We start from the raw sequence: 12,511 nt of genomic DNA, 5'->3' as shown, positions 1-12,511 counted from the left end.
CGACCATGATCCGGCGCCGCCCGAAGCATCGGCCGGCGCCGGTCGGTGCGGGCGGGCCGCCCCCGTGGCGTCCGACCGCACGGGCATGTTCGCACCGGCCGCCCATACACAACCCACACGCGAGTGGTCACTGGCTCAGAACTGCGGTCAGCCGCGGCCGGCACTGCTCGATGCCCGTGTCGTCACAGATCTTCCGGGCCCGTCGGGCGTACTCGGCAGCCGAATCGCGCCGCCCGGCGGCGAGGTCCAGTTCGGCCAGGGTAGTGAGTGCCTTCGCGACGAGCGCCTGAGCGTTCTCGGCCTCGGCGATGGCCAGCGACTCCTGGGCGTGCTCGCGCGCCGACTGCGGTCGGTTTTGGGCCTGGTAGATCTGGGCGAGGGCGTCGAGGGCGTCGCTTTCCATGTATGGGGTCGAGATCTCCCGTGCGATCTCAAGCGCCTGTTCGGCCAGCTTGCGCGCCTCGGCGAGGCGGCTGTGCAGCCGTTCGACGTGTGCGAGGATGATCAGGACGACGCACCGGTATCGATGGATTCCCTCGCGCTCGGCTCGCGCGAGCGTGCGCCGGGCGGATTGGGCGGCCTCGCGCAGTCGCCCCGACCGCAGCTGCAGGTCGGCCAGTCCGGCCATCGCCGGCAACGGCCCGGATGGGTTGGCGATCTCCTCGTCCAGCGCGATGGCCTGTTCGAGGTACGTCTCCGCCGTGTCTAACCGGCCCAGGTCGAGCTGGACCAGCCCCAGATTGGTGCGGGTGAACGCCACACCCATCTTGTTGCCGGTCGCCTCGAGAAGCGCGAGCGCCCGTTCCATGTCGCCAGCCGCCCGCCGCAGGTCACCGGCGGTCAACCGCATCGCGCCGAGGTTGGCCAGGGCGACGGCCATCAACGCCGGGTGTTCGGACGTCGACGATGTCGCCACCGACTCCAGCAGTTCGATGGCAGCTTGCGGGTCTCCATGCTGCCCGTAGTAGGTGGCGAGGGCGAGGACGGCGCTGAGCTCGCCCCCGCGCCAGCGCGCGGCACGGGTCAGTCGGAGGCCCTCAGTGAGGTGCGCGACGGCTTTTTCCAGATGGCCTTCGAGCCGAAGGTCGGTACCGATACCCAGATGCATCGCGGCCTGCGCTGCGGTGTGGCCTTCGGCGCTTGCGGCCGCCAGCCCGGCCGCCCCCATGACCTGCCAGGCGGCGTGATCTCGCCGGAGAACGAAATAGCCGCGCAACAAGTCGGCCAGTCGCCAGGCCACGTCGGCCGGCCCGTGGTCGGCCGTGTGCCGGGCGAGCGTCACCAGATTGTCCTGTTCGGACTGAATCCATCCCATGGCGCTCGCCACATCGATGTGCGCGGGGTTTCGGTGGGTCGCCATCGTGAGGAACGTGTACCACGGCGTCACCAGCTCCGCGGCCGAGGCGGTCGTATCGATGTAGAAGTCGGCGAGTGCGCGAAAAGCCGTCGCGCGCTCGGCGGGCGTTCGCTCCCGGTCGGCGACCGCCGCGGCGTACACCTTGACGAGGTCGTGCAGCAGATAGCGCGCGGGGGAGGTTTCGATGACGAGGCTCGCCTGCACGAGGCGGCCCAACGCCGCCTCGGCCTCGTCCATCGGGATCGAGGTCAACGCCGCCACGGCCTCAGCCGTCACGTCTGTGCCCGGATGCAGCCCGAGCAGGTGGAAGACTCGCTGATCGGGCTCGTCGAGCATTCTGTAGGACTGCTCGAAGACGGCCTCCACAGCCCAGGTGTCGGTGCCGGCCAGCGACAGGAGCTGCAGCCGATCGGCGCTACGCAGTTCAGCGGCCATGTCGGCGATCGGCCGGGCTGGATCGGCGAGCAGGTTCGCCGCCGCGATGCGTAACGCGAGTGGCAGGTGGCCGCAGAGCGCCGCGAGGTCGGCCACTGCGGCCGCCTGCCCGGCGATCCGGCTCGGCCCGAGGATCGCGGTCAGGAGAGCGATCGAATCGTCGTCCGGCAGCGGGCGCAGGGCCAGGAGCCGAGCGCCGTCGGAGACGACCAGCCCGGCCAGGCTGTCACGGCTCGTGATGACGGCCAGCGAACCGCGTCCGGTCGGCAGCAGCGGGCGTACCTGATCGGCCGAACGGGCGTTGTCCAGGATCACCAGCAGGCGCCGGTCGGCGGTGGTGGCGCGATACAGCGCGGCAGTGGTGTCCAGATCGGCGGAGATCTTCTCCGGCGGCACCCCCAGCGCCTGGAGCAGCGCGCTCAGTGCGGCCACCGGGGTAGTCGGTGGCCCCTGCCCGAATCCGTGCAGATCGACATGGAGTTGACCATCGGGGTAGTCGGCGGCGTGCTGATGCGCCCAATGGACGGCGAGCGTCGTCTTGCCGACCCCGCCTACTCCGGCGACCGCGCTGATCACCACGGCTCCGCCGCCCGCCGCGGCGGCGGTCACCTGGTCGAGCTCGGCCATCTCCTCGGCACGGCCGGTGAAGTCGGGCAGGTCCCGAGGCAAGTACCGGCGCTGAGGCTCGGCCGGCGCCGCCGCGACCCGGACGTCCGAATCCAGGATCTGGCGATGCAGGACGACGATGTCGGGGACCGGCTCGGTGCCGAGTTCGTCGGCGAGCCGTTGCCGCAGGTCACGGTATACGGCGAGAGCTTCGGGCTGGCGGCCGCTGCGATAGTGCGCGAGCATGAGCTGGGCGGCGAGCTTCTGCCGCAGCGGATGCTCCCTGAGCAGCGCCGCGATGTCGGACTGAAGCTCGCGATGCCGCCCGAGACTCAACTCGATCTCGAACAACGCCTCCGACGCGTCGGCCCGCAGCTGAGCGAGGCGGTCGGCTTCCGGGTCCGTGAAGGCCCCGTTGATCCCGCTCAACGGCCGGCCGCGCCACAGGCTCAACGCCTCGCGGAACGTTCGCGCGGCTTCCGCACCTGCCTGCCGGCGAGCCCGGGCCGTCAGCTCGTGAAAAACGGCGAGGTCGACGCACTCGTCCGGGGCGTCCAGCCGGTAGCCGCCGGGTTGCCGCAGCACCAGATCCCGGCCGGCCGCCTCGCGAAGTGTCCGGCGTACCACGGAGATGCCGTTGTGGATCTGAGTGGTGGCGGTGGCCGGGGCCGCTCCCGCCCACAGCGCCTCGATCATCCGGGCGGTCGGCACGTCGCGACCGACCTCGAGGACGAGCAGCGCGAGCAACGCCCGAGTCTGTGCGCGCGGCAAGGTGATCTGATGCTCGCCCACGCGGACTTCCAGCGGACCGAGCACACCGAACCACATTGGCGTCGCCGTTCCGTCGTGCATGGCCGAGAAGAATACCGCCACCGCCTCGATGGACGATCAGCCGAGGCTGGCCAGCTCCGCCGGGGTCAAGTCCAGGCCCGCCGCCAGTGCCGAGCCGCGCGCGGACTCCGGGCGGCTGGCCCCGGGGATCGGGATCACCACTGGCGCCTGGGCCAGATGCCAGGCCAGGCACACCTGCTGGGGGGTCACGTCACGCGCCGCGGCGATCTCGCCGAACAAGGGATACGCCGAGAGTGGCGTCGCGGGTCCGTCGAGTGAGCTGCGGGTGACCCCGCCGAGCGGGCTCCACGGGAGGAAGGCCAGTCCGAGCGCCTGGCACAGCCGGAGTTGGTCGGCGGACTCGCGTACGGCGGGTGAGTATTCGTTCTGCACGCTCACCAGTCCGTCGCCGAGGATCTGCCGGGCCTCCAGGATCTGCGTGTTGTCGACGTTGGACAGTCCCACTGTCCGGACAGTTCCCGCGTCGAGCAGGTCGCGCAGCGCGCCCACCGAGTCGGCATACGGGATGTGGGGGTCGGGCTTGTGCAACTGGTAGAGGCCGATCGTGTCGCCGCCCAACCGGCGCAGCGAGGCTTCGGCAGCCCGCCGCAGGTGTTTCGGGTCGCCGTTGACCGTCCATGATCCGTCGCCCGGCCGGCCTCGGCCGCCCTTGGTCGCCACCAGGACATGACTCGGGTCGCCATAGGAGGCGAGCGCCTCGGCGATCAACTCCTCGTTGTGGCCCACCTCGTCGGCGTGCCAGTGGTTCGAGTCGGCGGTGTCGATCAGCGTGATCCCCGCGTCGAGCGCGGCGTGGATCGTCGCGATCGCCCGAGCCCGGTCCGGCCGGTTCTCGATCGACAGCGGCATCGCGCCCAAGCCGACCGCGCTGACCTCGATGTCTCCGGTCCGGCGCGTACGCATCACGCGGCCATCGCTTCCGCTGCGACCGCGGGGAGCCAGGCCGCCGCGTCCGGCAGCTTCATCCCGAGGGCCGACAGCCGGGAGGTGTCCATGGCGTACCAGCGGTCGAAGGCGTACGGGGACGTGCCGGAGGTGTAGCGCGGCGCGGTTGCACCAGCGAGCGCCGCGCACAGCTCGTAGACGTCGAACCGCGCGGACGCCGCGTTGACCGGTCCGGTGAAGTCCGCGCCGACGGCCCAGGTCAGAACGTCGGCGATCTGCCGATCCGTGATGAACGACGACACGTACGCGGTCGTGGGGACCTCGATGGGCTCGTCCCGCCGCAGCCGATCGGCGTAGTAGGCCAGCCGGCCGGTGAAGTCGGCTGCCGCACCGCCGACCACATGTCCACAACGGACAGAAGCCACGGGGAAGGCCGCCCCGGCGAGGACCGCCTCGGCCTGGCGCTTGCCCTCGCCGTACGCCGAATCGCGGAACGCGGGGTCGGACCAGGGCTCGCTGAGGTCGACCGGCCAGGTCGAGAGGTCGATCGTCTCCTCGGCCACCGGCACGCCGAGCGGCGCGGGGAGCAGCCAGGCGCTGGACAGCGGGTCGTAGACCTCGATCGTCGAGGTCATCACTTACCGTCCCGTACGCCCGTCGAACACCCGGGCGGCGATGTCGGCCTGCCGCGGGGTGTAGCAGACCTGGTCCAGCACGGCGTCGAACGTTCGCGACCCGAGCGCCGCCCGCAGGGCCGCCTCGTCGTCCCGGTCGGCCACCAGATGGGTGGTGCCCGCCGGGGCGGCCGCTGATCCGCGGTTGACCACCGTCACGCGTACGCCCGCGGCCAACAACTGCTCGATCACGTGCTTCCCGAAGTACCGGCTGCCGCCGATCACCAAGACGTCCATCATGCCGTTCACGGTGCCTTGCCACAGTCGCCAGCAGAAGTGATCATCGGCTAACCCGGTTGTAAGGAGAACTGATGATCGACGTCCACCGGCTGCGCGTACTGCACGAAGTCGCGCAGCACGGCAGCTTCAACCGCGCCGCGACCGCGCTGCGCTGCACCCCGTCGGCGGTGTCGCAGCAGATCGCCGCACTGGAGCGCACGCTCGGTACGCCGGTCGTCCAGCGCAGCACCCGCGGCGTCACGCTTACGGCGTCGGGCCGGCTGCTCGTCGAGGCGGCCGAGAACATCACGGCCGAACTGGATCACGCCCGTGCCCGGATCGACCGGCTCACCAGCGGCTCGGTGCGCTTCACCGTCGCGACCTTCGCCAGCGGCGGCCGCCGGCTGCTGCCGCCCGCGCTGACCGAGGTGTGCGCCGCGCATCCCGAGGTCGAGCTGACCATCCTCGAACGGGAACCCGAGGACAGTCTCCCGCTGGTGCGATCCGGTCGGGCCGACGTCGCGCTGGCGTACCACTTCGACGGGCCGCCGCCCGGCCGGGGCGAGCGCTCCGGCCTGATCTGGACGCCGCTCGCGGAGGACCCGCTGTGGCTCGTGCTGCCCGCCGGCCACAAGTACGCCGACGCCCCCGCCGTGCACCTGGCCGACCTAGCCGCCGAACGCTGGGTGCTCGGCTGCCTGAAGACGGCCGACCTCCTCCAGCGGTACGCCACCCTCGCCGGCTTCGAGCTGCGGGTCTCGTGCAGCGCCACCGACTACTTCTTCGCCGCCTCGCTGGTCGCGGCCGGTGTCGGGGTCTCGCTGATTCCGCAGGTGGCCCTCGACCAACTCCCGCCGGGGCTGGCCGTCGTGCCGCTGGAAGCCCCGCGCCCGGCCCGGCACATCGGCGTCGCCGTCGCCCGCCGCGCCGACCGGCCCGCTCAGGCGTATCTCGACACCCTCACGCGCGCGCTCTTCACCGGATCCCCCGAGTCCTTCGCCTGGAACGTCCGCCGCTAGCCGGGTCGTCGTCCTGGTGGCGACGGTGACGGCGAGGGCGTTCGCGCCGACCACGATGCCGATGCCGAGCCATACGTGCGGAGCGAGCACCTGATCCAGCAGGACGAGCCCGGCCAGTGCCGCCAACACCGGATGGATGCTCATCAGGACGCCGAAGAACTTCGTCGGCACCCGCCGCAGGGCGATCAGGTCCGCGGCGTACGGGACGACCGAACTCAGCACACCCGCGCCGACGGCGTACCAGATGGCGATTCCGGTGAGCCGGCCCTGCGCGATCAGGAACCCGGCGACGGGCAGATAGAGCAGAGCCGACACCGACGTGGCCGCCGCCGGGCCCTGCAGGCCGGGCAGGCGTTGCCCGATCATGCGATTGAGCAGGATGTACGCCGCCCAGCAGGCGGCCGCGAGCAGACCGAGCCCGATGCCGAGGTAGTCGCTGGACGGGTCGGGCAGCACGAGGACGTAGACGCCGAGGCTGGCGCCTGCCGCGCAGAGCAGGTCCACCCGGGTACGCGAGCCGGCCAGCGCGACGGCCAGCGGGCCGAGGAACTCCAGCGTGACCGCGAGCCCGAGGCCGACGCGGCTGATCGCGGTGTAGAGGCTGAGGTTCATCGTGGCGAAGACGAGCCCGAGCAGGATCGTCGGCCACCACTGGGACCAGGTGAATCGGCGCAGGTTCGGCCGGGCCGCCGGCAGCAGGACCGCGACCGCGACGAACTGGCGGACCGCCACGACGCCGGCCGGGCCGATGGCGGTGAAGGCGTGCGCTCCGACGGCCGCGCCGACCTGATTGCTGGCCGCGCTGGCGACCATCGTCGCAAGCCCGCCGATCACCTTGCGTGCACTCACGCCGACCAGTGTGGGAGCGGCCCGTCCATACGAGAAATGCATCAACCGCATCACTTATACGATGAGCGTATGAGTGAACGCGGCGATCTCCAGCTGAGGCATCTCGCGGTCCTGGTCGCCGTGGCGGACGCCGGCACGTTCACCGACGCCGCCTACGACCTGGGTGTTTCGCAGGCCGCGGTGTCCCGGTCGATCGCCGCGCTGGAAGCCGCGCTCGGCACGCGGCTGGTCCAGCGGACGACCCGGCAGGTCGGGCTGACCGGCGTCGGAGTCCAGGTGCTCGCCGGCGCGCGACGCGTACTGGAGGAGGTCGGGCACCTGCAGCGGCTCGTCGAGCAGGCCCGGACCGAACTGCGCGTCGGGTACGCCTGGGCGGCGCTCGGCAAACACACCCGGCGACTGCAGAAGACCTGGGCAGCCGAGCATCCGCAGACCCCGCTCGTCTTCGTGCAGTCCGGCTCGGTCACCGCCGGGCTGAGCGAGGGGCTGGCCGACGTCGCGGTGGTGCGCCGCCCGCTCACCGACCCCCGATTCGCCACCGCACTGGTCGGCGTCGAATCCCGGGTGGCGGCGGTGGCGACCGACAACGCCCTGGCCCGGCGGCGCAGCGTGCGCCTGGCCGAGCTGGCGCGCTACACCGTGGCGATCGACGACCGCACGGGCACCACGACCCTCGACCTCTGGCCGCCCGGCACCGCCCCGGCCTCGGTACGCCCCACGCACGGAGTGGACGAGTGGCTGACCCTGATCGCGGCGGGCCAGGCCGTCGGCGTGACCTCGGAGGCGACCGCCCACCAGAACCCGCGGCCGGGAGTGGCGTACCGGGCGGTCCGGGACGCCCAGCCGATCCCGGTCCTGCTCGCCTGGTGGAAGGACGATCCGCCGGAGCTGCTCGCGGACCTGCTCCGCCTGACCTGCGAAATCTACGGCCGCGCTCAGCCTTTGGCGCTGGATCAGGGTTCCCGGTCGAATCTCGCGCCGAGATTCGACGCAGAACCCTGATCCAGCGCGGCGGGAGGAAACGGGCGATAGCGTAGGGAACGTGGCCATCATCGGACTCATCGGCAGCGGCAACATCGGCGGCACCGTCGCCCGGCTCGCCGTCACCGCCGGACACGAAGTCGTCCTGAGCAATTCGCGTGGCCCGGACACGCTGGCCGACCTGGTCGCCGACCTCGGCCCGCTCGCCTCGGCCGGAACCGTCGAGGAGGCGGCCGACCGGGGCGAACTAGTACTGGTCAGCATTCCGCTGCGGGCGTACGCCACGGTGCCGGTCGAGCCGCTGGCCGACAAGCCCGTGATGGACACCAACAACTACTACCCGCAGCGCGACGGCGACATCGCCGCCCTGGACGACGGGTCGACCACCAGCAGCGAGCTGCTGCAACGGCACCTCGGCCGGGCGAAGGTCGTCAAGGTGTTCAACAACATCAACTTCCGGCATCTGCTGTCGCTGCCTCGTCCGGCCGGCTCGCCCGATCGGACGGCGTTGCCCATCGCAGGCGACGACGGGCTCGCCAAGCAGGTCGTCAGCGACTTCCTCGCCGAGCTGGGCTACGACGCGGTCGACGCGGGGCCGCTCGGCGAGGGTGGCCGACGCTTCCAGGTGGGCACCCCCGCGTACGGGCTGCCTTATGGCCCGATCAGCGATCCGGCGGGCACCCCGGCGCCGATCCCCGTCATCGAGGCGGCGCTCGCGCGCGCTTGACGGTTTTCCCCACGCCTGCACGAGTTCGCGCCAGAATGGAATGGTGACTGAGAACCGGACAGGTCAGGCCCTCGGCATCGACATCGGGGGATCGGGCATCAAGGGCGCACCCGTCGACCTCGCCGCCGGGCACTTCTCCGCCGACCGCGTACGGCTGCCCACGCCGGAGAAGGCGACCCCCGAGGGGGTGGCCGAAACGGTCGTGCAGGTCCTCGATCAGCTCGGCGTGGCCGGCCCGGTCGGGATCACCCTGCCCGCCGTCGTCCGCCAGGGCATCGCGATGACGGCCGCGAACATCAACGAGAAGTGGATCGGGACGAACGCGGTCGAGCTGTTCGAGCAGGCGACCGGGCGTACGGTGACGGTGATCAACGACGCCGATGCGGCCGGGATCGCCGAGATGCGCTTCGGCCGGGGGCACGGCAAGCGCGGCGTCGTCCTCATGCTCACCCTCGGGACCGGCATCGGCAGCGCGTTGTTCGTCGACGGGGCGCTCGTGCCGAACACCGAACTCGGTCACCTGCCGCTGCACCACGGGGACGCCGAGGACTGGGCCGCCGCCTCCGTACGCGAAGAGGACGACCTGTCCTGGGGCGAGTACAGCCGGCGGCTCCAGGCGTACCTGGAACTCGTCGAGCGGCTGCTGTGGCCGGACCTGATCGTCGTCGGCGGCGGGGTGAGCAAGAAGGCCGACAAGTTCTTGCCGCGCATCAAGCTGCGGACCGAGATCGTCGCGGCCGAGTTGCTCAACGACGCCGGGATCGTGGGCGCGGCGCTGTCCGTATGACTCCTTCCCTGTGGCAGCCGGCGCTTTCTACGTGACACGGGCGTGGACAGTGGATGGAAGTCCGGTGGAAAGGCACGCCCGCCAGGCTGATGGCAGTTCACCGCAAAGCCACAAGGAGGCGCGATGAAGACCATCAGCAAGTGGGGCGACCGTCTGCTCAGCCGGGCTCTCGGCACCGGCACCGCCGGCGCCTGCGTGCCCGAGCACGGCAACTCCTGCAGCTACTGGAAGAGCGACGGCCACTGTTCGAGTGGTGTCTTCTTCCAGACCTACTGCAGCGGCGGCACCATCAGCTGCACGGGTTCGTGCAGCGGCGCGAGCTGCGTCAGCAAGAAGCGCGGCGCCTGCTGACAAGGCACACCGGTGGGGCCGTGGTAGGACGGCCCCACCTCCCTGTTCGCGTACCCCCGTGGAGGTAACACCATGACCGCCGTCCTGACGGGCGCCGTCGTCGTCCTCACCGTCCTCACCGCGATCTGCCTGCTCATGCTGTCGGCTGTGGTACGCCGGCTGCGGGCGATCGAGGAGCGCCTGGCCGGATCCGAAGCCACGCTGCCCGAGGTCGGCACCGCGATCGCCGATTTCCACGCCGTCGACCTCGACGCCACCCCGCTCGGCAGGTCCGATGTGGAGGACAGCACGGTCCTGTTCGTCATGCCAGGCTGCGGCCCGTGCGCCGAGCTGATCGCCGCGCTCGCCGAGCGCCGGGTCGGTGCGCTGACGGCGTTCGTCGCCGGAGACGCCGCCGACGAGGCCACCCAGGAACTCACCCGCAAGGTCGGCACAGTCGCCGGTCGAGTCGCCGTCGTCGCCGAGGGCGGCGAGGTCACGGCGGCGTTCGGCGACGTGGCCAGCTTCCCGACCGTGCTCCGGATCGCCGGCGGCGTCGTAGCCGCCGCGGGCCGATCGGTCGACGCGGTCGCCCCGGCGCTGGTCGCGGCCTGACATGAAGGCGGCGCTCGGCCTGGCACTGCGGCACGCGGCCGGTCCGACCGTCGTGCTCGGACTGGTCGCGCTGCTGTCCGGAGTGCTGCCGGTCGTCGTCGCGTGGCTGGCAAAGCTGCTCATCGAGGCGCTCGTCGCCGGGACGACCGCGCGGCACGCCATCGGGCTCGCGGCAGCCGGAGCGGTCGCAGCCGTCGCGATGGTCGCGCTGCGGCAGGTGGGCGAGTACGCCGGACTCCTTGCGCGCCAGCGGATCGCGTTGCGTACTCAGGACGCGCTCTACGCGCGGGTCGATCGGTTCGTCGGGCTCCGGCCGTTCGAAGATCCGTCCTTTCAGGACAAACTGCGGATCGCGGCGCAGGGTGCTCAGGAGGCCCCCGCCGCGGCCACGGCCATGCTCGTCGAGGGCGGCCAGGCCCTCGTCACCACCATCGGGTACGCCTCAGTGCTGCTGGCCCTCTGGCCCCCGATGGCCGTCGTGGTGGTGGCCGCCGCCGTGCCGGCGTACGTCGCTTATCGGAACGCGGCCCGGCGATCGGCGCGGGCGGTGACCGACTCGGCAGCCGCCGCGCGGCGAGCGTACTTCCTGACCGAGGTGCTTACGACCGCCTCGGCGGCGAGCGAGATCCGGCTCTACGGCTCCGGCCGGCTGCTCCGGTCCCGCCTGCTCGACGGGCTGACCGCCACCGCGTCGCTGCACCGGGCGGCGCAGCGTACCCAGAACCGCGCCGCGCTCGGCGTCGCCGTGCTCAGCGCCGCAGTGGCCGCCGCAGGCACGATCGTCGCCGTACGCGGCGTCCTCGACCACCGTCTCTCGGTCGGCGACCTCACCCTGTTCACCGCGGCGGTCGTCGGCGTACAGGGCGCGATCGCCGGCCTGCTCAGCCAGTACGCCGAGACGAGCGCGGCGATGCTGCTGTTCCGCGACTACCGCGAGATCATGGCTGCCCCACCGGACCTGCCCGTCGGCGAACACCCCGTCGAACCACTGCGCCAGGGGATCGAGCTGCGCGACGTGTGGTTCCGGTACGCCGACGACGGCCCGTGGGTGCTGCGCGGGGTCGACCTGTTCCTGCCGGCCGGGCGTACGACGGCCCTGGTCGGATTGAACGGCGCGGGGAAGAGCACCCTGGTCAAGCTGTTGACCAGGGCGTACGACCCGACCCGGGGGAGCGTCCTGTGGGACGGCGTGGACCTTCGGGCGCTGCGCCCGGACGAGCTGCGCAACCGGATCGGGGCCACCTTCCAGGACTTCGTCCGCTACGAGCTGACCGCTGGGGAGAACATCGGCATCGGCGATCCGTCCCGAGTGGACGACGAGGCCGCGGTGTCGGCAGCCGCGTACGCGGCCGGTGCGGCGGAGGTCGTCGACGGACTCCCGAAGGGGGCCCGGACCATGTTGAGCCGCATCTTCTTCGACGACGACGCCGACCCCGGCGTGTCCCTGTCGGGCGGCCAATGGCAACGGGTCGCCCTCGCGCGGTCGATGATGCGCACGTCGCACGACCTGCTCATCCTCGACGAACCCAACTCGGGGCTTGACGCGCTCGCCGAGCAGGACCTCCAACGTCGCGTACGCGAGCACTCCGTTGGGCGTACCAGTCTGCTCGTCTCGCACCGCCTGGGGACCCTGCGCCACGCCGACCAGATCGTGATCCTCGCGGACGGCCGGATCGCCGAGGCCGGGACCCACGCGGAGCTGCTCGCGGCGGACGGCCGGTACGCCGAGCTGTTCACCGCGCAGGCGGCCGGTTACCTGGAGCCCGCGTGATCCCGCTGGCGTTCTTGCTGGTCTTCCGCCGGTCGCGGCTGCGGTGGCTGACCGTGCGCGGCATGAGCATGGAACCGACCTATCTGGACGGTGACCGCTTGCTCGTGGTGCGTTCGCGACCCCGGGCCGGTGCCCCCGTCGTCTTCGAGGTCCCCGCGGCTGAGGGCCCGTCACCGGTGCCGACGGACGTCGACTGGCTGGTCAAACGGGTCGTCGCCACGGCCGGGCAACCGGTGCCGCCGGACCTCGCGCAGTGGGGAGCCACCGTGCCGGCCGGGTATTTCCTCGTGCGCGGCGACAACCCGCGCAGCCTGGATTCGCGGCACTTCGGGTTCGTCCCCGAGGGCGCCGCGCTCGGCCGCGTTCTGCGCGCCTACCGCCCCACCCGCTAGGTTTCGCACGGA

At 71.5% G+C, this 12,511-nt stretch carries 12 protein-coding genes and 1 pseudogene; 8 read left to right on the top strand and 5 right to left on the bottom strand.

What is annotated here, in order from left to right; all coding sequences use genetic code 11:
* Positions 1–127 precede the first annotated feature (127 nt).
* Genes HDA40_RS06735 through HDA40_RS06720 form a run of 4 tightly spaced genes read right to left on the bottom strand, consistent with a single transcriptional unit; the run spans position 128 to position 5,049 of the window.
* Positions 128–3,250, bottom strand: coding sequence for an AfsR/SARP family transcriptional regulator (locus tag HDA40_RS06735; RefSeq protein WP_253753059.1), 3,123 nt, complete (start codon positions 3,248–3,250; stop codon positions 128–130).
* A gap of 36 nt (positions 3,251–3,286) precedes the next feature.
* A complete protein-coding gene (locus HDA40_RS06730; protein ID WP_253763582.1) occupies positions 3,287–4,153 on the bottom strand; it encodes an aldo/keto reductase in 867 nt (288 codons plus the stop codon).
* Complete coding sequence (locus HDA40_RS06725; RefSeq protein WP_253753057.1) at positions 4,153–4,770, bottom strand: Rossmann-fold NAD(P)-binding domain-containing protein; 618 nt, start codon at positions 4,768–4,770, stop codon at positions 4,153–4,155. The genes HDA40_RS06730 and HDA40_RS06725 overlap by 1 nt, the downstream gene beginning before the upstream one ends.
* 3 nt (positions 4,771–4,773) lie before the next feature.
* Positions 4,774–5,049, bottom strand: coding sequence for an NAD-dependent epimerase/dehydratase family protein (locus HDA40_RS06720; protein WP_253753055.1), 276 nt, complete (start codon positions 5,047–5,049; stop codon positions 4,774–4,776).
* A gap of 71 nt (positions 5,050–5,120) precedes the next feature.
* Between HDA40_RS06720 and HDA40_RS06715 the strand changes: the two genes are divergently transcribed.
* Positions 5,121–6,047 carry a LysR family transcriptional regulator gene (locus tag HDA40_RS06715; protein WP_253753053.1) on the top strand — a complete coding sequence of 309 codons (927 nt, stop codon included), beginning with the start codon at positions 5,121–5,123 and terminating at the stop codon, positions 6,045–6,047.
* 42 nt (positions 6,048–6,089) lie between these two features.
* On the opposite strand, the pseudogene HDA40_RS06710 reads toward HDA40_RS06715, so the two are convergent.
* A pseudogene (locus HDA40_RS06710) lies at positions 6,090–6,659 on the bottom strand (EamA family transporter); the annotation flags it as partial.
* Between the two features lie 306 nt (positions 6,660–6,965).
* Between HDA40_RS06710 and HDA40_RS06705 the strand changes: the two are divergent.
* The 7 genes from HDA40_RS06705 to HDA40_RS06675 all read left to right on the top strand — a co-directional run bounded on the left by HDA40_RS06705 (position 6,966) and on the right by HDA40_RS06675 (position 12,499).
* Positions 6,966–7,898 (top strand): LysR family transcriptional regulator, encoded by a 933-nt coding sequence (locus HDA40_RS06705; protein ID WP_253753051.1) that lies wholly within the window; start codon positions 6,966–6,968, stop codon positions 7,896–7,898.
* 40 nt (positions 7,899–7,938) lie between these two features.
* Positions 7,939–8,604 (top strand): NADPH-dependent F420 reductase, encoded by a 666-nt coding sequence (locus HDA40_RS06700; RefSeq protein WP_253753049.1) that lies wholly within the window; start codon positions 7,939–7,941, stop codon positions 8,602–8,604.
* 43 nt (positions 8,605–8,647) lie between these two features.
* Positions 8,648–9,391, top strand: coding sequence for a polyphosphate--glucose phosphotransferase (gene ppgK / locus HDA40_RS06695; RefSeq protein ID WP_253753047.1), 744 nt, complete (start codon positions 8,648–8,650; stop codon positions 9,389–9,391).
* Between the two features lie 123 nt (positions 9,392–9,514).
* Positions 9,515–9,742 carry a hypothetical protein gene (locus HDA40_RS06690; protein WP_253753045.1) on the top strand — a complete coding sequence of 76 codons (228 nt, stop codon included), beginning with the start codon at positions 9,515–9,517 and terminating at the stop codon, positions 9,740–9,742.
* Positions 9,743–9,814: 72 nt separating this feature from the next.
* Entirely contained in the window at positions 9,815–10,336 is a 522-nt protein-coding gene (locus HDA40_RS06685) for a hypothetical protein (RefSeq protein ID WP_253753044.1), read from the top strand.
* A gap of 1 nt (position 10,337) precedes the next feature.
* Entirely contained in the window at positions 10,338–12,107 is a 1,770-nt protein-coding gene (locus HDA40_RS06680; RefSeq protein ID WP_253753041.1) for an ABC transporter ATP-binding protein, read from the top strand.
* Positions 12,104–12,499: a S26 family signal peptidase gene (locus HDA40_RS06675; protein WP_253753038.1), complete on the top strand. Its 396-nt coding sequence runs from the start codon at positions 12,104–12,106 to the stop codon at positions 12,497–12,499. The genes HDA40_RS06680 and HDA40_RS06675 overlap by 4 nt, the downstream gene beginning before the upstream one ends.
* The last annotated feature ends 12 nt before the right edge of the window (positions 12,500–12,511 follow it).

This window comes from Hamadaea flava (genome assembly GCF_024172085.1).
Lineage (GTDB): Bacteria > Actinomycetota > Actinomycetes > Mycobacteriales > Micromonosporaceae > Hamadaea > Hamadaea flava.
This window is presented reverse-complemented; position numbering and strand designations above follow the sequence as displayed.

What these genes read in the sequence shown, in the direction of transcription:
- HDA40_RS06735 (WP_253753059.1), bottom strand. Translation starts at nt 3,250, where the DNA reads ATGCACGACGGAACGGCGACGCCAATGTGGTTCGGTGTGCTCGGTCCG.
- HDA40_RS06730 (WP_253763582.1), bottom strand. Translation starts at nt 4,153, where the DNA reads ATGCGTACGCGCCGGACCGGAGACATCGAGGTCAGCGCGGTCGGCTTG.
- HDA40_RS06725 (WP_253753057.1), bottom strand. Translation starts at nt 4,770, where the DNA reads ATGACCTCGACGATCGAGGTCTACGACCCGCTGTCCAGCGCCTGGCTG.
- HDA40_RS06720 (WP_253753055.1), bottom strand. Translation starts at nt 5,049, where the DNA reads ATGATGGACGTCTTGGTGATCGGCGGCAGCCGGTACTTCGGGAAGCAC.
- HDA40_RS06715 (WP_253753053.1), top strand. Translation starts at nt 5,121, where the DNA reads ATGATCGACGTCCACCGGCTGCGCGTACTGCACGAAGTCGCGCAGCAC.
- HDA40_RS06705 (WP_253753051.1), top strand. Translation starts at nt 6,966, where the DNA reads ATGAGTGAACGCGGCGATCTCCAGCTGAGGCATCTCGCGGTCCTGGTC.
- HDA40_RS06690 (WP_253753045.1), top strand. Translation starts at nt 9,515, where the DNA reads ATGAAGACCATCAGCAAGTGGGGCGACCGTCTGCTCAGCCGGGCTCTC.
- HDA40_RS06685 (WP_253753044.1), top strand. Translation starts at nt 9,815, where the DNA reads ATGACCGCCGTCCTGACGGGCGCCGTCGTCGTCCTCACCGTCCTCACC.
- HDA40_RS06680 (WP_253753041.1), top strand. Translation starts at nt 10,338, where the DNA reads ATGAAGGCGGCGCTCGGCCTGGCACTGCGGCACGCGGCCGGTCCGACC.